This window comes from Streptomyces sp. ME19-01-6 (genome assembly GCF_033793745.1).
GTDB lineage: Bacteria > Actinomycetota > Actinomycetes > Streptomycetales > Streptomycetaceae > Streptomyces.
Genome location: NZ_JARAXF010000038.1, coordinates 59129 through 79046, shown reverse-complemented (window position 1 = coordinate 79046; position 19918 = coordinate 59129). Strand labels below are relative to the sequence as shown.

Annotated in this window: 17 protein-coding genes; 11 read left to right on the top strand and 6 right to left on the bottom strand. The window is 73.0% G+C overall.

What is annotated here, in order from left to right:
* Positions 1 to 7: 7 nt before the first annotated feature.
* A complete protein-coding gene (locus tag PV419_RS45335) occupies positions 8 to 1018 on the top strand; it encodes a helix-turn-helix transcriptional regulator (protein ID WP_319699164.1) in 1011 nt (336 codons plus the stop codon).
* Between the two features lie 45 nt (positions 1019 to 1063).
* Here the strand turns inward: PV419_RS45335 and PV419_RS45330 are convergent, their stop codons facing one another.
* Positions 1064 to 1993 carry an SDR family oxidoreductase gene (locus PV419_RS45330; protein WP_319699163.1) on the bottom strand — a complete coding sequence of 310 codons (930 nt, stop codon included), beginning with the start codon at positions 1991 to 1993 and terminating at the stop codon, positions 1064 to 1066.
* A gap of 175 nt (positions 1994 to 2168) precedes the next feature.
* On the opposite strand from PV419_RS45330, the gene PV419_RS45325 reads away from it, so the two are divergent.
* The gene (locus tag PV419_RS45325; RefSeq protein WP_319699217.1) at positions 2169 to 2687 is read left to right on the top strand and encodes a DUF4240 domain-containing protein; all 519 of its coding nucleotides are present in this window, start codon (positions 2169 to 2171) and stop codon (positions 2685 to 2687) included.
* A 1-nt stretch (position 2688) separates the two neighbouring features.
* Here PV419_RS45325 and PV419_RS45320 read toward each other — a convergent pair whose 3' ends face one another.
* On the bottom strand, positions 2689 to 3174 hold the full coding sequence (locus PV419_RS45320; RefSeq protein WP_319699161.1) for a GNAT family N-acetyltransferase: 486 nt from the start codon (positions 3172 to 3174) through the stop codon (positions 2689 to 2691).
* Between the two features lie 56 nt (positions 3175 to 3230).
* On the opposite strand from PV419_RS45320, the gene PV419_RS45315 reads away from it, so the two are divergent.
* Positions 3231 to 4139 (top strand): TIGR01777 family oxidoreductase, encoded by a 909-nt coding sequence (locus tag PV419_RS45315; protein ID WP_319699159.1) that lies wholly within the window; start codon positions 3231 to 3233, stop codon positions 4137 to 4139.
* A gap of 288 nt (positions 4140 to 4427) precedes the next feature.
* Positions 4428 to 5774: an NAD(P)/FAD-dependent oxidoreductase gene (locus PV419_RS45310; RefSeq protein ID WP_319699157.1), complete on the top strand. Its 1347-nt coding sequence runs from the start codon at positions 4428 to 4430 to the stop codon at positions 5772 to 5774.
* Between the two features lie 205 nt (positions 5775 to 5979).
* On the opposite strand, the gene PV419_RS45305 is transcribed toward PV419_RS45310, so the two are convergent.
* On the bottom strand, positions 5980 to 7428 hold the full coding sequence (locus PV419_RS45305) for an MFS transporter (RefSeq protein ID WP_319699155.1): 1449 nt from the start codon (positions 7426 to 7428) through the stop codon (positions 5980 to 5982).
* A 180-nt stretch (positions 7429 to 7608) separates the two neighbouring features.
* Here PV419_RS45305 and PV419_RS45300 point away from each other — a divergent pair, with 180 nt between their 5' ends.
* Positions 7609 to 8445 carry a winged helix-turn-helix domain-containing protein gene (locus PV419_RS45300; protein ID WP_319699153.1) on the top strand — a complete coding sequence of 279 codons (837 nt, stop codon included), beginning with the start codon at positions 7609 to 7611 and terminating at the stop codon, positions 8443 to 8445.
* An 18-nt stretch (positions 8446 to 8463) separates the two neighbouring features.
* Here the strand turns inward: PV419_RS45300 and PV419_RS45295 are convergent, their stop codons facing one another.
* Positions 8464 to 9963 (bottom strand): regulator, encoded by a 1500-nt coding sequence (locus PV419_RS45295; RefSeq protein WP_319699152.1) that lies wholly within the window; start codon positions 9961 to 9963, stop codon positions 8464 to 8466.
* Positions 9964 to 10177: 214 nt separating this feature from the next.
* Between PV419_RS45295 and lipB the strand changes: the two genes are divergently transcribed.
* The 4 genes from lipB (at position 10178) to PV419_RS45275 (ending at position 13187) form a co-directional block, all read left to right on the top strand.
* On the top strand, positions 10178 to 10960 hold the full coding sequence (lipB, locus tag PV419_RS45290) for a lipoyl(octanoyl) transferase LipB (protein ID WP_319699150.1): 783 nt from the start codon (positions 10178 to 10180) through the stop codon (positions 10958 to 10960).
* A 133-nt stretch (positions 10961 to 11093) separates the two neighbouring features.
* Positions 11094 to 12044 (top strand): lipoyl synthase, encoded by a 951-nt coding sequence (lipA, locus tag PV419_RS45285; protein WP_319699149.1) that lies wholly within the window; start codon positions 11094 to 11096, stop codon positions 12042 to 12044.
* Positions 12045 to 12295: 251 nt separating this feature from the next.
* Complete coding sequence (locus PV419_RS45280; protein WP_014180346.1) at positions 12296 to 12496, top strand: hypothetical protein; 201 nt, start codon at positions 12296 to 12298, stop codon at positions 12494 to 12496.
* Between the two features lie 10 nt (positions 12497 to 12506).
* Positions 12507 to 13187, top strand: coding sequence for a DUF4191 domain-containing protein (locus tag PV419_RS45275; RefSeq protein WP_319699147.1), 681 nt, complete (start codon positions 12507 to 12509; stop codon positions 13185 to 13187).
* A 115-nt stretch (positions 13188 to 13302) separates the two neighbouring features.
* Here PV419_RS45275 and PV419_RS45270 read toward each other — a convergent pair whose 3' ends face one another.
* Complete coding sequence (locus PV419_RS45270) at positions 13303 to 13770, bottom strand: RDD family protein (RefSeq protein WP_319699145.1); 468 nt, start codon at positions 13768 to 13770, stop codon at positions 13303 to 13305.
* A gap of 278 nt (positions 13771 to 14048) precedes the next feature.
* Between PV419_RS45270 and glnA the strand changes: the two genes are divergently transcribed.
* Entirely contained in the window at positions 14049 to 15458 is a 1410-nt protein-coding gene (glnA, locus tag PV419_RS45265) for a type I glutamate--ammonia ligase (protein ID WP_319699144.1), read from the top strand.
* A gap of 127 nt (positions 15459 to 15585) precedes the next feature.
* On the opposite strand, the gene PV419_RS45260 is transcribed toward glnA, so the two are convergent.
* Complete coding sequence (locus PV419_RS45260) at positions 15586 to 16776, bottom strand: Ig-like domain-containing protein (RefSeq protein WP_319699143.1); 1191 nt, start codon at positions 16774 to 16776, stop codon at positions 15586 to 15588.
* 511 nt (positions 16777 to 17287) lie between these two features.
* Here PV419_RS45260 and PV419_RS45255 point away from each other — a divergent pair.
* The gene (locus tag PV419_RS45255; RefSeq protein WP_319699142.1) at positions 17288 to 19906 is read left to right on the top strand and encodes a SpoIIE family protein phosphatase; all 2619 of its coding nucleotides are present in this window, start codon (positions 17288 to 17290) and stop codon (positions 19904 to 19906) included.
* Positions 19907 to 19918: the final 12 nt, after the last annotated feature.

The window sequence follows — 19918 nt, the reverse complement described above, 5'->3', positions numbered from 1 at the left end:
TGGGGGCATGCGCGCCGCTCGCCTGATCCGTCTTGTGCTGCTGCTGCAGTCCCGGCCCTCGATGACCGGGGCCGAGCTGGCGCGGGAGCTGGAGGTCTCGGAGCGTACGGTCACGCGCGATGTGGCCGCGCTGTCCGAGGCCGGGGTCCCGGTCTACGCGGACCGGGGCCGCAGCGGCGGCTACCGCCTGGTCGGCGGCTATCGCACCCGGCTGACGGGCCTCGGCCGTACGGAGGCGGAGGCGCTGTTCCTGTCCGGGGTGCCGGCCGCGCTGCGTGGGATGGGGCTCGCGGACGCCGCGTCCGCCGCCCGGCTGAAGGTGTCCGCCGCGCTCCTCCCCGAGCTGCGCGACGCCTCGCACTCCGCGGCCCAGCGCTTCCATCTCGACGCCCCCGGCTGGTGGCAGGAGCCCGAGACGCCGGAGCTGCTGCCCGCGGTCGCCGACGCCGTATGGGACGACCGCCGGATCACGGCACGCTACCGCCGCCGGGAGACCGAGGTGGAGCGGGAGCTGGAGCCGTACGGGCTGGTGCTGAAGGCGGGCGTCTGGTATCTGGCGGCACGGATCCACACCGCGGGCGACTTCCGCGTCTACCGGGTGGATCGCTTCAGCGCCGTCGCGCCGACGGCCGCCGCCGCGAACGGCCACGGCAACCACGGCCGCCACGGCCGCTTCGAGCGGCGGGCGGACTTCGACCTGCCCGCGTTCTGGGAGGAGCGGGCCGCGCAGTTCGCCCGCTCGCTGCTGCGCGAGAAGGTCGTGTTGCGGCTGACCGGGGAGGGTGCGCGGCGGCTGCCGTATGTGACGGACCGTACGGCGGGCCAGGAGGCCGTGGTGGCGGCCGAGGAGCCCGACGGGCGGCAGGGGCGGATCACTGTCACCCTGCCCGTGGAGTCGCTGGAGGTGGCGTACGAGCAGCTGCTGGCGCTCGGCCCGGAGGTGGAGGTGCTGGAGCCGCCGGAGCTGCGCGAGCGCTTCGCCGTGGCGGCCGCCCGGGCCGCCGAGCTGTACCGGTAGCCGGCGCCGGCGGGCGGGCGCCGGCCGCCCGTACGGCCGCGGCGGCTACCGGTAGTCCGCCGCCGTCCCCTCCTTCCCGCCGAAGACGACGTCCCGGAAGTAGCCCATGGCGTCCGGCCGGGAGCCGTCCAGGTCGGTGAAGCCGTAGACCTTGGCCAGCTCTCCGCTGGAGACGGACTTGCCGGTCCACCGCGCCCGGTCCGGGTCCGCGGCGAGCGCCGCGACGGCCCGCCCGACGAAGTGCGGCGTCTCCGCGATGGCGAAGTGCGGCTCCTGCTCGACGGCGTCGCGCCAGTTCTCCTCGGTCACCCCGAAGTGGTCGAGCATCTGCTCGGAGCGCAGGAACCCCGGGGTGATGGAGACCGCCGTGCCGCCGAAGTCCTTCAGCTCCTGGGCGAGCCCGAAGGCCATCCGGATGGGGGCGTTCTTGGCGAGGTCGTAGAAGAGGTTCTCACGGTAGGTCTTGTTGAACTCGGCGGTGCCGTCGGTCACCTCCACCACCAGGCCGCCCGGCCGCCGGATCAGCAGCGGCAGCGCGTAATGGCTGGTGATGAGGTGGGTCTCGACGCCGAGCCGGAGCATCCGCAGCCCGTTCCGCAGCTCCAGTTCCCAGGACTTCTTGTCGAAGGTGACCAGGTGCTCGCCGCCCCAGACGTCGTTGACGAGCACGTCCAGCCGCCCCTGTTCGTCCTCGATCCGCTGCACCAGCGCCCGCACCCGCTCGGGCTCCAGGTGGTCGACCGGCACCGCGATCCCCGTGCCGCCGGCCGCCGTGATCAGCTCCGCCGTCTCCTCGATGGTCTCCGTCGCCCGCCCGACCTCGCTGACCGCCTGCCGGGTGGTGCGCCCCGTCGCGTAGACGGTGGCCCCCGCCGCGCCCAGCTCCACGGCCATCGCCCGGCCCGCGCCCCGCGTCGCCCCCGCGACGAGTGCGACCCTGCCCGCCAGTGCGCCCGGTGTGCCCTGTGTGCTCACGTACGTACGTCCCTTCGGTGTGCCGTTTGCTTGGACACCTCGACCCTCGCAGCGAATCCCGCCATCTTCTGTCGCCTTTTCCGGGCGTCCTCTCTCCCGCCGCCCTCTTTCCCGCCGCCCTCGCGGGCCGCTCCGGCGTGCGCGGGCGCGCACGAGGGCCGATCCTGGTCCCGTGATGGACGAGACGGAGTTCTGGGAGCTGGTCGACAGCGCTCGGGATGCGGCCGAGGGCGACCCCGAGGACCAGTCCGACCTGCTCGTCGACCGGCTGTCCCAGCTCGACCCGGACGCCGTCCTGGACTTCGCCCGTCACTTCGAGGCCCGCTCCAACCGGGCCTACCGCTGGGACCTGTGGGGCGCGGCCCAACTCTTGCTGGGCGACGTGGGCGACGACGCGTTCGACGCCTTCCGCTACTGGCTGATCGGCCAGGGCCGGGAGGTGTTCGAGGGCGCGCTGCACGAGCCGGACGACCTCACCGAGCTGCTCGAGAGCTTCGACGAGCAGGTGGACGGGGACTGCGAGGACCTGGGCTTCGCGGCGGACGAGGCGTACGAGCAGCTGACCGGCGCGGTGCTGCCGGACCTCGGTCTCCCGTCGCGGCCGACGGAACCGGCGGGCACGGTCCTCGACTTGGAGGACGAGCGGGCGCTGGCGGAACGGTTCCCCCGGCTGTGGGAACGCTTCCGGGCGTAGCTCAGAGAGCGCGCCCCATGAACACGTCGTCCACGTACTCCCCCTCCAGCAGGAACTCCCCCGGCAGCACGCCCTCCACCGCGAAGCCCTCGGACTCGTACAGCCGCCGCGCCGGGGCGTTGTGCCCGAGCACCCGCAGCGTGAGGCGGACCGCGCCCTGGCGCCTGGACTCCTCGTACGCCGCGCCGAGCAGCGCCCGCGCCACGCCCCGGCCGCGCGCCCAGTCGTCCACCGCCAGGCCCTGGATCTGGCGTACGTGCGCGTTGCAGGCCAGCGGGGTCGGCGCGACGAGGCGTATGTAGCCCGCCGTGCGCCCCCCGGCGTCGGCGATCAGCAGGTGCTCGGGCCGGTTCCGGTCGGTGAAGAAGGGGTCGTTCGGGCGCGGCGGCGGCTGTACGGAGTGCAGGGGGGACCAGGTGCGCCGGTCCAGATCGGCGAGGTCCGTCTCGTCGGAGAGGACGGCGGGTCGGATGATCGGGTCGGCCATGTGTGGCACTGTCCCACGTCCGACATCCCCCGCCAGATCGCGGGCAAAATGGCCCCATGCGTATCGCGATCACTGGTTCCTCCGGGCTCATCGGCACGGCTCTCGTCCGCTCCCTGCACGCGGACGGCCACGAGGTGGTGCGGCTGGTGCGGCGCGCGCCGCAGGCCGAGGACGAGGTCCGGTGGGAGCCGAAGCGGCAGTGGGTGGACACGGAGGGGCTCGCGGGCTGTGAGGCGGTGGTGCACCTCGCGGGCGCGGGCATCGGCGACCGCCGCTGGACCGACGCCTACAAGAAGGAGCTGCGGGACAGCCGGGTGCTCGGGACGGCCGCCGTCGCCGAGGCCGTGGCCTCGCTCGACACTCCGCCCCGGGTGCTGGTGAGCGGCAGCGCGATCGGCTTCTACGGCGACACCGGGGGGCGCGTGGTGGACGAGAACACGCCCCCCGGTGACGGCTTTCTCGCGGGCCTGTGCCAGGAGTGGGAGGAAGCGGCCATGACGGCCCAGGAGGCGGGTGTGCGGACCGTGTTCGCCCGCACGGGGCTGGTCGTGGCCGGTGAGGGCGGGGCGTGGGGGCGGCTCTTTTCGCTGTTCCGGTTCGGCCTCGGCGGCCGGATGGGCAGCGGCCGCCAGTACTGGAGCTTTATCGCCCTGGACGACCACATCGCCGCCCTGCGCCACATCCTGGCCACCGACGACCTCGTGGGCCCGGTCAACCTCACCGCGCCAGAGCCGATCACCAATAGGGAGGTCACCGCCGCCATGGGCCGGGTGCTGGGCCGGCCGACGCTGCTGTCCGTCCCCGCGCCCGCGCTGCGGCTCGCGCTCGGCGAGATGTCCGGCGAGGTGCTGGGCAGCGTACGAGCGGTGCCCCGGCGGCTGTTGGACTCGGGGTTCTCCTTCGCCCACCCGGAGATCGAGCAGGCGCTGCGGGCCGCGCTGGCCGCGCGCGCCGGTCGCCGCTGACCTGCCCGCGCCGGCCGCGCGGCGGTCACCGCCGACTGCCGTCAGCCGACGCTCTCCAGGCCCGCCATCGCGCCGTCCAGGCGCCTTCTGGGCCCACTTCAGCGCCACCCCAGGGCAATGTGCGACCGCTGTGCGCCCATGCTCGGTCGATGCGCGTCTGGCATCGACCATTTTTGTCCGTACCGTCATGACCGGCCCAGGGAACCCGAGTTGCGGAATATACGCATCCGGGCTGCCGGTCGGGGGCAGCAGGCCCCTTAGCGTACGCACCGACCTCGGGGAGGACACGTGCTCACCAGCGCGCACCGCACGGACGTCGTCATCGTGGGAGCCGGACTGGCGGGGCTGGCCGCGGCCCATCAGCTGACCAGCGCGGGGGTGACGGTCAGCGTTCTGGAAGCCGCGCCCCGCGTGGGCGGCCGTATGACCACCGACCTCATCGACGGCTTCCGGCTGGACCGCAGCGGGCAACTGGTCGACACCTCCTTCCCGGAGCTGCGGCGCACCCCCGGGCTCGGCGAGCTCGTGCTGCGCCCCTTCTCCCCTGGTGTGCTGGTACGCGCCGACGGCCGCACCCACCGGGTCGGTGCCACCGGCACCAGCGGCTGGGGAACCGGCGGCCGGGGCACGAGGGGCGCACTGACCACCGCACGCGCCCTCGCGAACGCCGCCCGTGCGCCCCTCGGCGGCGCGCTCGACCAGGCCCGGCTCGGCGCCGCCCTGGGCAGGCTCGCCGCCCTGCCCGCCGACCGCCTCCTCACCCGCCCCGACCGGCCCGTCGCCGAGACCCTGGCCGGGCGCGGGCTGCCGACCCGTACCGTCGAGGGCTTTCTGCGCCCGCTGCTCGTCTCGCTGCTCAGCGACCCCGAGCTGACCACCTCCAGCCGCTGCGCCGACCTGGTGCTGCGCGGCTACGCGCGGGGCCGGCTGTGCCTCCCGGCGGGCGGCGCCTCGGCCGTCCCGGAGCTGCTGGCCGCGGCCCTGCCGCCGGGTACGGTACGCACCGGAGTACGGGCCGTGACCGCCTCCACCACCGCCGTGGCGACCGCCGAACACGGCGAATTCGCCTGCCGCTCGGTGCTGGTGGCCACCGGCGCCCGCGCCGCGGCGGACCTCCTCCCCGGGCTGCGGCTGCCCGCCTTCCACCCGGTCACCGTGTTGCACCACACCGCGGACCGGCCGCCGCTGCGCGAGCCCGCGCTGGTGCTCACCGCCGGGGACCACGGCCCGGTCGCCCACACCGCCGTGACCAGCGAGGTCGACCCCGCGCGCACCCCGCCCGGCCGGGTCCTGATCACCTCCACGGTCCTCGGCGCCGCCGCGGCCCTGCCCACCGCCGAGCTCGAGCGGGCCGCCCGGACCCAACTGGCCGCGGTCTACGGCACCTCCACCGCCGACTGGGACCTGCTCACCGCCCACCACGACCCCGACGCGGTCCCCGCCATGCCCGCCCCCCACGACCTGCGGCGCCCGGTCCGGCTGCTGTCCGGCCTGTACGTGTGCGGCGACCACCGCGACTCCAGCACCGTGCAGGGCGCCCTGGTCTCCGGCCGCCGCGCCGCCCGAGCGATCCTCCACGACCTCGGCGCCCTTCCCAGCGCCGAGCCCTCGACCCCGGACGCGGCGGCGGCCTGACCCGCCGTGCCCGGAGGACCTGCGGGGCGGCGGGGGTTTCGCCCGCCGCCCCGCGCCCAGACGTGCTCGTCACGACTCGCCACCCGCAGACCTCCCGGCCCGCGCCGACCCCCCGGCCAACGCAGACCTCCCGGCCGACTCGGCGCCCCTGGTCGGCGCGGCGCCCCCGGCCGACGCGGCGGGGCCGGCCGACGCGCCACCCCGCCTACGCAGACCCCCCAGCCGACGCAGACCTCCCAGCCGACGCGGCGGGGCCGGCCTGGCTCACCACCGCCGCCAGCACCGCGCCCGCCACAAAGCACCCCGCGCCGATCACCGCCGCCAGCCGCATCCCGCCGTAGAAGCCTCCGGACGCCGCGAGAAGCGTCCCGAACAGGGCGACCCCGATCGCGCTGCCCAGCTGCCGCGCCGCGTTGAACGCGCCGGACGCCGCGCCGCGCACGTCCTCCGGTGCCGCCTCCATCGCCGCGACGGTCGCCGAGGGCATGGCGAACGCCGTCCCGAAGCCCGCCGCCAGCAGGGCCGGGAGAAGCAGCCCGTACGGTGTGTCCGGCCCGGCCGCGCACCATCCCAGCAGCCCCGCGGCGCCGATCAGCAGCCCGGCCACGACCGGGACGCGGGTCCCGGTACGCGCGGCCAGCCGCCCGGACAGCGGCGAGCCGAGCGCCGCCATCGTCCCCATGGGCAGCAGGGCCAGGCCCGTCCACAGCGGGTCCCAGCCCCGGTGCCCCTGGAAGTAGACGGTGGTGACGAACAGCAGGCCGTAGAAGCCGAGGTTGAGCAGCACGCCCACGGTCAGGCAGGCCGGGAAGCGGAATCCGGCGAGCAGCCGCGGCGGCAGCGCGGGATCCGCCGCCCGGCGCTCCAGCGCCCAGAACAGCGCGCCCGCGAGCGGCGCGGCGGCGAGGCAGCCGAGGACCAGCGGGTCGCCCCAGCCGCGGCCCCCGGCCTCGTTGAGCCCGGCGGTCAGGGCGGCGACCCCGGCCGCGGCACAGAGCTGGGCGGCCAGGTCGAGCGGCCGGCGGGCGCCGCCCTCGGGGGCCTTCGGCGCGGGCACCCGGCGGCGGGTGAGGAACACCGCGAACACCCCGACCGGGATGTTGAGGAAGAAAACAGAACGCCAGCCGACGCCCCACACCAACAGCCCGCCGACCACCGGCCCCGCCGCGGCGGCGACCCCGGCGATCCCGCCCCACACGCCGAACGCCCGGGCCCGGGCGGCCGGTTCGGGGTGCAGCTCACCGAGCAGCGCGAGCGAGGCGGGCACCATCATCGCCGCCCCGGCCCCCTGGGCCAGCCGCGCGCCGACCAGGACGGAGGCCGTCGGGGCGAGGGCGCACCCAGCGGATGCCACCGTGAAGGCGCCGAGCCCGGTCAGGAACACCCGCCGGTGTCCCAGCCGGTCCCCCAGGCCGCCGCAGAGCAGCAGCAGTCCGGCGAAGGCCAGGGTGTACCCGTCGACCACCCACTGCAGCGCCGCATGCCCCGCGCCGAGGTCCGCCGCGATGCGCGGGACGGCCACGGTGACGACGGTGACGTCGAGGATGACCAGGAAGTACCCGAGGCAGATCGCGAGCAGCGGCATCCTGCGCACCGGGGACCGGCCCCTGGGCGGGCGGGCGGAGCGGGGAGAGGTGAGTTCGGATGCGGTCATGTCTCCAGCCTCACCGCTCAGCCCTTCGGCCCCCGCCGAAGCGTGGCCGTCCACCGGGGGCGGCCACCGCCCGCCCCGAACCGCGCGCCGGGCACCGCCGCCGCCCGCCCGTCATGGCCGCGCGGCCCGTGCGCCCACGCTTCGCCCGCCGCCGAAGCGCCCCCGCCCTACGGTGGACTCATGGCCTCCGCCGAGATCCCCGAGCACACCGCCCGGCACACCCCCGAACCCGCCCCCGCCCCCGCTCGGGACGCCGACATCGCCCGCGCCGCCGCCGCGATCGCCGACCCCTCCCGCGCCCGTGTCCTGCGGGCCCTCGCCGAGGGACGGGCGTTGCCCGCGAGCGTGCTGGCGGCGGAGGCGGGGGTCAGCGCCTCCACGGTGAGCGGACACCTGGCGCTGTTGCTGGAGTCCGGCGCGGTACGGGTCGAGCCGCACGGTCGGCACCGCTACTACCGGCTGGCGGGCCCCGCCGTCGCCGAGGCTCTGGAGGCCCTGGCCCGGATCTCCCCGCCGCTGCCGGTCACCTCGCTGCGCGAGTCCAGCCACGCGCACGACCTGCGCCGAGCGCGCACCTGCTACGACCACGTCGCGGGCCGCCTGGGCGTGGCTTTGATGACGGCGCTGCTGGAACGGGGCTTTCTGGAAGGCGGCGACGGCCGTTACGACCCCGCGACGGCGCGGCACGACCGGCTGTCCGCCCCGGGGCAGGACGTCACGTACCGGCTGACCGCGCCGGGGCGCGAGGAGCTGGCGGCCTTCGGCGTGGACGCGGACCGGCTCCGCGGGCGGCGCCCGCTGATCCGCTACTGCGTGGACTGGACCGAGCAGCGCCACCACTTGGCCGGCGCCCTGGGGGCGGCGCTCACCGACCGGCTGTTCGAGCGCGACTGGATCCGCCGGGGCGCCCGCCGCCGCGTGGTCCTGCTGACCGACGCGGGCCGCGCGGGCTTCGAGCGGACCTTCGGTGTGCGCCCGACCTGGGACAGGCCGCCGGAGCAGCCCGCGCCCAGGTGAGCGCCGCCCCCGCTCCCCCTATCCCAGCGCCGCCACCCGGTCCCGGTACCCCCGCACCGCCGCCGCGTCCCGGTACGGCTCCAGCCGGCGCTCGAAGTCCCGTACGTAGTCCGTGGCCCGCGCCGACCGCATCTCGGCCGCCTGCTGCGCCGCCTCCGCGCCCAGCGCGCACGCCTGCTCCAGCTCGCCGAGGCCCAGCCGGGCCGTCGCCAGCACCACCCGGCAGAACAGCCTGCTGCGCGCGTACGCCTTGCCGCGCAGCTGGAGCGAGCGCTCGGCGTGCTGGGCGGCGGCGCGGTACTGCTGCAGATCGCGGTGGCAGTGTCCGAACTCGTCGGCCAGCTGCGCCTCGTCGAAGAACCGCGCCCAGTAGGGCACCTCGTCCCCCGGCCGGGCCGTCTCCAGCGCCCGCTCGGCGCGCGCCAGCGAGGCGGTGCAGGCCCGCACCTCGCCCAGGACGGCGTGGCCCCGGGCCTCCACGGCGTGCAGCAGCGACTGCAGGACGGGCGGGGCGCCGCCGCCCATGCCCTGCTGGGCCACCCGGGCCAGCTGGACGGCCTCCCGCCCGTGGCCCAGATAGACGGCCTGGCGGCTCATCGTGATCAGCACATAGCTGCCGTACGGCCGGTCCCCGGCCGCCTGCGCGAGCCGCAGCGCCTGGACGAAGTAGCGCTGGGCCAGGCCGTGGGCGGCGATGTCGTACGACGTCCAGCCCGCCAGCCGGGTCAGATCGGCGATCGCCGCGAACAGCCGCCGCCCGGTCGCCTCCCCGTAGGTGCCGCGCAGCATGGGCTCGCCCTCGTGTTCGAGGTAGCGCACCAGGGCCTGCCGCGCGTGTCCGCCGCCGTATGTCTGGTCCAGCGACCGGAACAGCTCGCCCACCGACCGCAGCGCGGCGATGTCCCCGGCGGTGACCCGGTAGCCCGGCCCGCGCTGGGACCGGTCCGCCTGCCGCTGCCGGGGCAGCGGCGGCCGGCCGCCGGGGCCCGGGGCCCGTCCCGCCGTCCTGGGCCCCGGCATGCCCCCGGCGGGGAGTGCCGCGGGGGACGCCGCGGGCGGCTCCCCGCGCGCCACCTTGTCGTCGGGCCGCCCGATCAGCCAGTCGCGGCTGGGGACCACCAGGCCGGCCGGGGTGAAGGCGATCTTCCGTAGCTCCGCCTGGCTGCCGGAGTCCTTGCGCCACAGCCCGCTGACGATGTCCACCGCCTCCGTCGGGGTGGCGGCGAACTCCAGCCCGGCGTAGACCGGCGCACAAGCGTCCAGGCCCAGGTCCTGGGCAGTGAACCGGCGCCCCAGGCGCCGGGTGAAGACCTCGGCGATCAGCGCCGGGGTGGTGCCCCGTGGCTGCTGTCCGCGCAGCCAGCGGGTCACCGATGTCTTGTCGTACCGCAGGTCCAGACCGTGCTCGAGGCCGAGCTGGTCGACCCGCCGGGCGAGCCCGGCGTTGGAGAAGCCAGCCTCCGCGATGAGCGCGGCGAGCTGACGGTTGGGAATGCGCTGCGGAGGTCGTTCCGTCATCAGCCTGCCGGTCTCCCTGATCGCTTCGTGGAAACGGCCCGAAAGTAGCCGCCGGTGAGGCGCTGATCGTCTCGGTCGCCCGGCATTCATCCGATCGTGTGAGGGTCGGGTGAGAACGATCCGGATGCGGAGCCCGGGTTTACCGGACGTACAGTGGCTGAGGCGCCCGCGCGGGGCGCCGGAGCGCTGTACGAGGTCCGAAGGGATTGCCGCCGTGAGTGAGCTGCGCTTTGTCCATCTGGGGTTCGGGGCGGATGCCGTCGAGTACCGGGAGGCGTGGCAGGAGCAACGGCGGGTGCACGCCGCTCGGTTCGCGGACGAGGTTCCGGACACCTGCCTGTTGCTGGAGCATCCGCCGGTCTACACCGCGGGCCGGCGCACGGCCGACAACGAGCGCCCCCTGGACGGCACCCCGGTCGTGGACGTGGACCGCGGCGGCAAGATCACCTGGCATGGCCCGGGGCAGCTCGTCGGCTATCCGATCCTCAAGCTGCCGCGCCCGGTGGACGTCATCGCACATGTACGACGTCTGGAGGAGGCCCTGCTGCTGACGTGTGCGGAGTTCGGCCTGGAGGCCACCCGGGTCGAGGGCCGCAGCGGGGTGTGGGTGCTGGGGGACCCGGTGGAGGAGCGCCGCGCGCCGGGCGGGCTGAATCTGGACTTCGACCCGCGCGTCGCCGACGAGGAGTTCGACCCGCGGATGAGCGGCCCGGAGTACGCCCCGTCCAACGCCGGCCAGCGCGGCGAGGACCGCAAGCTCGCCCAGATCGGGGTGCGGGTCGCCAAGGGCGTGACGATGCACGGCTTCTCGCTGAACTGCAATCCCGACACCACCTGGTTCGACCGGATCGTGCCGTGCGGCATCCGCGACGCGGGGGTGACCTCGCTCTCGGAGGAGCTGGGCCGCGACATCTCGGTGGCTGAGGTGCTTCCGGTGATCGAGAAGCATCTGCGGGCGGTCACGGAGTCCTCCGTACCGCTGCCGCGCGCCGTCTGACCGCACCACCCCCGCCGGGGAATGGGCCCTGGGGGTTCTCGGTTGCCCTGGGCGTAAAGGCGTACGAATAACGGGCGTACCCTGGGGTTCGCCGAAGATTCGATGCCTCCCCAAGCACTAAGGAGTGCCGGACGTGTCCGCAGTCGCACCCGACGGACGCAAAATGCTGCGCCTTGAGGTCCGGAACAGCCAGACGCCCATCGAGCGCAAGCCCGAGTGGATCAAGACCCGCGCGAAGATGGGTCCCGAGTACACCGAGCTGCAGGGCCTGGTGAAGCGCGAGGGCCTGCACACCGTGTGCCAGGAGGCGGGCTGTCCGAACATCTACGAATGCTGGGAGGACCGCGAGGCGACCTTCCTGATCGGCGGCGACCAGTGCACCCGGCGCTGTGACTTCTGCCAGATCGACACCGGCAAGCCGCAGGCCCTGGACCGTGACGAGCCGCGCCGGGTCGCCGAGTCCGTCCAGTCCATGGAGCTGAAGTACGCGACAGTCACCGGTGTCGCCCGCGACGACCTCGAGGACGGCGGCGCCTGGCTGTACGCCGAGACGGTCCGCCAGATCCACGCGCTGATGCCGGACACCGGCGTCGAGCTGCTGATCCCGGACTTCAACGCGGTGCCCGAGCAGCTCGCCGAGGTCTTCTCCGCACGCCCCGAGGTGCTGGCGCACAACGTGGAGACCGTCCCGCGGATCTTCAAGCGCATCCGCCCCGCCTTCCGTTACGAGCGCTCACTCGAAGTGATCACCAAGGCGCGCGAGGCGGGTCTGGTCACCAAGTCCAATCTGATCCTGGGCATGGGCGAGGAGCGGGCGGAAATCAGCCAGGCGCTCCAGGACCTGTACGACGCGGGTTGCGAGCTGATCACGATCACGCAGTATCTGCGCCCGACCGTCCGGCACCACCCGGTGGACCGCTGGGTCAAGCCCCAGGAGTTCGTGGAGCTGAAGGAGGAGGCGGAGGAGATCGGCTACGCCGGTGTCATGTCCGGCCCGCTCGTCCGCTCCTCGTACCGCGCGGGCCGGCTCTACCAGCAGGCGATCGAGAAGCGCGGGATCGCGGTGGCCGCTCAGGCGGTGTGACCAACAGGCGTACAGGCGTGAACTGGCAGGCGTGACCACCGCATGTGACCAACACGCTATGTGAGTACGGGCACACCCCGCGCGCCGCGCCTCGTGTGACAGCGCAGGTCAGAGCGAGATCGGGAGCATTTCAAGGCTTCATCGGTGTTTGACCGGCCGGTCACGCACTGGTAACACCTTTGGGTAACGATTAAGCCACACAACGTTCTGTGTGTGGGCTCTGATCATCCGCCGCTCCCGAGGGGGACCCCATGTCGGCCGCGCCTGTCCGTCCGCCGTCCGTCACCGACGCACTGCTCGCTCTGGAGGGTCTGCTGCTGGGCGGCGGGCAGCGCACCGCCCGCCGCAACGCCTGGACCGCGGTCCTGGAGGACCGGCGCCGCGCCAAGGACCGCCACGAGGCCGAGCACGTCCTGGAGGCCGTGTCCACCGGGGCTTCCCAGGCCACGTAAACTTCGCTGTATGGCGAGGAAGGAAACATCCGAGAACCCCGGGCGGCTGAAGCAGATCGCCCTGACCTACAAGATGACCAAGAAGGTCGACTCGAAGGTCGGTCTTGTCGTCGCCGCGGTGGGAATCGTCACGTTCGGTGTCTTCCTCGCGATCGGCTTCTGGATCGACCACCCGATCTTCCTGGGCATCCTGGGCTTCGTCCTGGCCTTCCTCGCGATGGCGATCGTTTTCGGCCGCCGTGCCGAGCGAGCGGCCTTCGGGCAGATGGAGGGACAGCCGGGCGCGGCGGCCGCGGTGCTGGAGAACGTGGGCCGCGGCTGGTCGGTGACGCCCGCGGTGGCGATGAACCGCAACCAGGACGTCATCCACCGGGCCGTCGGCAAAGCGGGCATCGTGCTGGTCGCCGAGGGCAACCCGAACCGGCTGAAGTCCATGCTGGCCGCGGAGAAGAAGCGGATGGCGCGCATCGTCGCGGACGTCCCGGTGCACGATGTGATCGTGGGCACCGGGGAGGACCAGGTGCCGATCAAGAAGCTGCGCACCAAGCTGCTGAAGCTGCCGCGGGTGCTGCCCGGCCCGCAGGTGACCGTGGTCAACGACCGGCTGCGGGCGCTGGGCGACCTGATGAGCAACATGCCGATCCCGAAGGGCCCGATGCCCAAGGGGATGCGGATGCCGAAGGGCCGCTGAGGCGTTCGACCCGCCGCATAGGACCGGCTGAGGACCGCATACGATGGGGCGGCCCGGAATCTCGATTCCGGGCCGCCCCATCGTATGCGGTCCGTCGTATCAGAACAGCCGTACCTCAGATCTGGATCTGCACCGAGTTGGAGAGCCGGTCGTGCAGACCGCGCGTGTCCCGGTCCCAGACCACCGCGGGGATCACGATCAGCAGCAGCACGCTGCGCAGCACCACGCGCGGCAGGCCCAGCCGTCCGCCGCTCGCGGAGATCACGCGCAGCTTCAGCGCCAGCTTGCCGGGGGTGCAGCCGACCGTGCCGACGGTGAGCACGCTCAGCACGAAGAAGACGGCCAGCGCCCAGTTGCCCGTGGCCTGCGCCTTGCCTCCGGACAGCAGCGCGTAGGAGACGAGCAGGCACAGTCCCCAGTCGATGAGCAGCGCCCCCAGGCGGCGTCCGATGGGCGCGATGGAGCCCGGCCCGCTCTCGGGCAGCCCCAGTCCCTCGCCCCGGTAGCCCAGCTCGACGCCCATGTCCTCGGCGGCCGCGCGCGGCCCGGAGAGCCATGATCCGATTGCTTGCCTATTGTCCACCCGACCACGTTACTGCGACCGCATACGTTCCCCGTGGAGCGGGGCCCGCTTCCCGTGAGCTTCCCGCCCGCTTCTCCCCCGGGACCGCCCCCGCGCGGACCGGCCCCGGCCTCACGTGCCCCCTCCACACCAGACGTATGCCGGTTAACCTGGGTGAAACAAATGGGTCATGCCCGGGAAATCCCGTCTGCCTATCGTCGGCCACAGCGCGCCAGCCGCACATGAGCCGCGCGACCGAACAAACCCCCGTCCCCCGCGGCCGGGCTAGGAGGAGTTGGATGTTCCAGAACGCCGACGACGCTCGGAAGTTCATCTCGGACGAGGACGTCAAGTTCGTCGACGTCCGGTTCTGTGACCTTCCCGGCGTCATGCAGCACTTCACCGTACCGGCGGAGGCGTTCGACCCGAACGAAGAGCTCGCCTTCGACGGCTCGTCGATCCGCGGCTTCCAGGCCATCCACGAGTCGGACATGGCTCTGCGTGCGGACCTTTCGACGGCGCGTGTCGACCCGTTCCGCCGGGACAAGACGCTCAACATCAACTTCTTCATCCATGACCCGATCACGGGTGAGCAGTACAGCCGCGACCCGCGGAACATCGCCAAGAAGGCCGAGGCCTACCTCGCCTCCACCGGCATCGCCGACACCGCGTACTTCGGCCCCGAGGCCGAGTTCTACGTCTTCGACAGCGTCCGCTTCGAGACCAAGTCGAACGAGGCCTTCTACCACATCGACTCCGAGGCGGGCGCCTGGAACACCGGCGCGCTGGAGGACAACCGTGGCTACAAGGTCCGCTACAAGGGCGGCTACTTCCCGACCCCGCCGGTCGACCACTTCGCCGACCTGCGCGCCGAGATCAGCCTCGAGCTGAACAAGTCCGGTCTCCAGGTCGAGCGCCAGCACCACGAGGTGGGCACCGCCGGCCAGGCCGAGATCAACTACAAGTTCAACACGCTGCTCGCCGCGGCCGACGATCTGCAGCTCTTCAAGTACATCGTCAAGAACGTCGCGTGGAAGAACGGCAAGACCGCGACCTTCATGCCGAAGCCGATCTTCGGTGACAACGGCTCGGGCATGCACGTCCACCAGTCCCTGTGGCTGGGCGGCGAGCCCCTCTTCTACGACGAGCAGGGCTACGCGGGCCTGTCGGACATGGCCCGCTACTACATCGGCGGCATCCTCAAGCACGCCCCGTCGCTGCTGGCGTTCACCAACCCGACGGTGAACTCCTACCACCGCCTGGTCCCGGGCTTCGAGGCCCCGGTCAACCTGGTGTACTCGCAGCGCAACCGCTCCGCCGCGATGCGTATCCCGATCACCGGCTCCAACCCGAAGGCCAAGCGCGTCGAGTTCCGCGCCCCGGACTCCTCCGGCAACCCGTACCTGGCCTTCTCCGCCCTGCTCCTCGCGGGCCTGGACGGCGTCAAGAACAAGATCGAGCCGGCCGAGCCGATCGACAAGGACCTCTACGAGCTGGCTCCCGAGGAGCACGCGGGCGTCCCGCAGGTCCCGACCTCCCTGCCGGCCGTTCTCGACTCCCTCGAGGCCGACCACGAGTTCCTGCTCCAGGGCGATGTCTTCACCTCGGACCTGATCGAGACCTGGATCGACTACAAGCGCACCAACGAGATCGCTCCGCTGCAGCTGCGTCCGCACCCGCACGAGTTCGAGCTCTACTTCGACGTGTGATCCCACCGGCGTCTTCCGGACTCGGCTGAGCCGCGCCACCGCCCCTCGGGCGATGGCGCGGCTCAGTGCTTTGCCACTCAGTCGTTGTCCGTTGTGACCCTGCTCCCGGCGGAGCCGGGTGGGCGGGTCACGGCCCCGTGACGGTCTGGGTGTCGGTGTCGGTCGACCCGGTGAAGCTGGCGTTTCCGACGTAGGTCGCGGTGACCGTGTAGGTGCCGGCGGGCAGCGTACTGTCGTTGAAGACGGCGAAGCCGTTGCTGTCCAGGGCGCCGGAGCCGGTCACCGTGGTCGTGCCGTCGGTGATGGTGAAGTTGACCGTTCCCTGCGGGATGCCGGACCCCGGGGGCACGGCTTGCACATGGGCGATGTAGGAGACCGACTGTCCTACTACCGAGGGGTCGGGGTTGGAGGTGACCGTGGTCGTCGTGCTCGCCGCGTTCACCACATGCGTGCTGGTCCCCGACGAGGTGAGGAAGTTCGGGGTGTCGGGGTTGTAGGTGGCGGTCACGGTGTGCGAGCCAGCGCCCAGAGTGCTGAGGGTCAGCGTGGCCTGGCCGCCTGAGAGCGGCTGGGTGAACGTTCCGCCCCCGGCGCCGGAGATGACGAAGGTGACCGTGCCGGTCGGTGTGCCCGTCGCGGGCGGGTTCACCGAAACGTTGGCGGTGAACGTGACCGGCTGTCCGACCACCGACGGGTTCGGCGAGGAACTCACCGTGGTCGTCGTGGCCGCCGGCCCGGGGTTCACCGTCTGGGTGTCGGAGCCGGCGGACGGCAGGAAGTTCGTGTCGCCGCTGTAGATCGCGGTGATGGCGTGCGAGCCGACACCCAGGGTGTTGAGGTTGATCGTGGCCTGGCCGCCCGACAGCGCCTGGGTGAACGTTCCGCCGCCAGGGCCGGTGACGACGAAGGTGACCGTGCCGGTCGGTGTGCCCGAGGCGGGGGAGACCGGGGTGACCGTGGCGGTGATCGCCACGTTCTGCCCCAGATTCGACGGGTCCGGCGAGGAGACCACCGATGTGGTCGTCGTGCCCTGGAGGACCACCACGGCATTGAAGCCGGTGGAGGGGGTGAAGTTGGCGTCGCCGCTGTAGGTCGCGGTGACCGTCGCGACCCCGACGCTCAGACCGGTGAAGGTCGCCGAGGCCGTGCCGCCCGTCAAGGGCACGGTCTGGGGAGAAGCACCGGTGACGTTGAAGGTCACGGTGCCGGTCGGGGTCCCGAGTCCGAGCGGGATCACGGTGGCGGTGACGGTGACTGACTGGCCGACGAACGCCGGATTCGGCGATACCGTGACCAGGGTGATCGTGGGACTAGGCATGATGAGCCCTCCGTGCTGTGTGCTGTTTGCCGTGTGCCATGAGTGACGGTGGGCCGTGGTGCGCCGCGTGAAGCCTTGAGCCGGGCGGAGCGGCGCTTCATGTGCTAGGGGGGCTCATCACGGCGACTGACGCTGCGTCACATATGCGTCGCCGTCCCCCGGCAGATGGGAAAACCCACCGGTCAGTACGACTAGTAGGCGCACCGTCAACACGGTTACGCCATAGAGATGACCGCGAATTACCCTGAATGGCGCAGCGCTCTGCGGCTAGCGGGGCGCGGGCGACGCATGCGGTGCGGCGCGCGTTTGGCATATGAGCTCCGCTTCCCGCTTTTCAAGCCCCCCGCCTCAAGATCCGTTCCTGGAGATTCCGGCCGGAGATCCGTTTCCGCAGATCACCCGTGCCCGGCCGCACCCCGTTCGTTCCGTGGCGGCTATGCCATCCTGTTTGTGTGAGCGTCCTCACGTGTGGGGGGCGGCACACAGGCGGGCCAGGAGGTGGAATGGCGCGATGGCCGGCCAAGGCGGCTCCGGAGTGGACATCACGCGGCGGAGGAGGGACCCGGGCGACAAGGCGTCCGGTGTCGGCCTCCGGCCGCCGGCGGTGGAGCAGGAGCACGCCGTGACGGAGCAGGCCCTGGTGTTCGCCACGGCGGCGCTGACGGCTGTCTACGTACTGTCCGCGGACGGCGACGAGCTGCGGCTGACCGAGACGGCCGGCGGCCCGCGGGCCCTGTACGGCCTGCCGACCAGCTATCCGCTGTCCGGGCGCTCCCCGGTCGCCGACGCCTTCCGCACCGGGCGGCCCCAGTGGTCGACCTCCGCGAAGCTCGCCGCCTACGGTGAGGGCGCCCAGCGAGCCCTCCCGGCCGATATGTCACTGGGCGCGCTGCCGCTGGGGGCGGACGGCAGGCGGCTGGGCTGCCTGGTCGTGGTGTACCCCGGGGACGGCTTCGACGCCGAGCAGCGCAATTTCCTGGAGCTGTACGCCGACCAGATCGCCGCCCAGCTCAAGGCGGGCACGCAGGCTCAGGCGGATGGCGGGGCGCCGGGCCGGGGCGGGCCGCTGTCGCTGCTGCGCTCGGCGCTGGACCACCTTCACGTCGGCTCGTTCACTCTGGTGCTGAACACCGGGCGGATCGACGCGGACGCGCAGCTGCTGGAGCTGGTGGACATCTCCCCGGAGGCGTTCGACGGAAAGGTGGAGACCCTGCTGGCGCACACCGTGCCGGAGGACCTGCCCGCGCTGATGTCCATCGTCGAGCCTGGTCAGCTGAGTCTCGGCAGCCGTGACCTGGAGTTCCGTATCCGCCTGCCCACCGGCGAGCTGCGCTGGCTGCGCCTGTGCTGCCGGATTCAGGGCGATGCCGTGGGCACCCCCGAGCGGCTGCTGGGCCTGGTGGCGGACGCCTCGTATCTGCGGCCCACCGCCGACGAGGTCTCCCGGGTGCAGCGGCTGTCCGCGGCGCTGGCCAACGCGATGACGGTCCGGGACGTCAGCCTGGTGGTGACCGCCGCGCTGCGCGAGCCGCTGGGGGCCGACCGGGTGGCGCTCGCCGAGCTGGAGGGCGACCGGCTGGTGGTGACCGCTCTCGACCCGCCGCAGCCCGGCGCCTGGCCGGGGATGTGGCGGTCCGAGTGGCGGTCGGAGTGGCCCGATGTGCCGACCCGCGTGCTGCCCACGCTGGAGACCGCGCTGCGCGAGGGCCGGATCTGTCTGCTGCCCTCGGGCAGCGGCCTGGAGCCCGGTCTCGCGGACATGGGGGCCGGCGGTCTCGCCGTCCTGCCGCTTCCGGCGCAGGGCCGGGTGGTCGGGGTCTGTCTGGTCGGCTGGGAGGAGCCGCACGGGTTCGGTCCGGAGGAGCGGTCGCTGCTGACCGCGACGGCGGGTCTGGTGGGGCAGGCCCTGATGCGCGCCCACGCGTACGACGCCGAGCACGAGCTCGCCACCATGCTGCAGCGCAGCCTGCTGCCCCGCAGGCTGCCCGAGCTCCCCGGCGGGGTGGCGGTGGCCCGCTATCTGCCCGCGATGAGCGGGCTGGAGGTGGGCGGCGACTGGTACGACGTGATCCCGCTGCCCAATGGCCATGTGGCGCTGGTGATCGGCGACGTCCAGGGGCACAGCGCCGGGGCCGCGACCATCATGGGCCAGATACGCACGGCCATCAGGGCCTACGCGGTGGAGGGCCACCCGCCCGACGTGGTCATCTGCCACGCCAACCGGCTGCTCGTCGGCATGGAGACGGAGCTGTTCGCCACCTGCACCTATGTCGAGCTGGACATGGAGGAGGGCGACGCCTGGTTCGTACGTGCCGGGCATCTGCCGCCGCTGCTGCGCCACCCGGACGGCTCCACCGAGGAGGTGGAGGCCGAGGGCGGGCCGCCGCTGGGGGTGATCGCCGACGCGGAGTTCGCCATGACCGCGGTCGGGCTGACCCCCGGCACGGTGCTCACCCTGCTGACGGACGGGCTGGTCGAGTCCTCGAGCCTCCCCCTGGACGACGGCCTGCTGCGGGTGCGCGGGGCACTCTCCGGCGCGGATCCGTCCGACGCCGGGCGGCTGGCCGACTCGCTGCTGGGCGACCTGAGCCGGCGCGACGACGACGTGGCCCTGCTGCTGCTGCGCTACGACGGGATGAAGGTCCGGCCGATCCGGGCCGGCTGGGCGGTGTGGCGGCTGCCCGACGCCGTGATGCACGCGCGCCGCTTCACCGCGCGCACGCTGCGCTCCTGGCGGGTGGCCACGGAGGCCGACATGGTCCTGCTCGTGGTCTCCGAGCTGGTCACCAACGCCCTGGTGCATACGCAGGGCCCGGTGCGGCTCGACCTCACGCTGGCCGGGGACCGGCTGCGGGTCGCGGTGAGCGACTCGTCGCCGCGGGCGCCCGCCAAGCCGGTGCTCGTGGACTGGGAGTCGACCGGCGGCCGGGGTCTGCTCCTGGTCGAGGCGATGTCGGCGACCTGGGGTTCGGTGCCGGTCAGCGGCGGCAAGCAGGTGTGGAGCGAGGTCGTGGTGATGGCGCGCCGGACCGACGGCACGGACGGCGAAACCGTCGGCGAGCCTCCCAGCGGGGCGGACGCCGGCGCGGACGGCGGAATGGACAGCGGGGCTGTGGCCGGCGCCGGATAGCCCGCGTGAGGA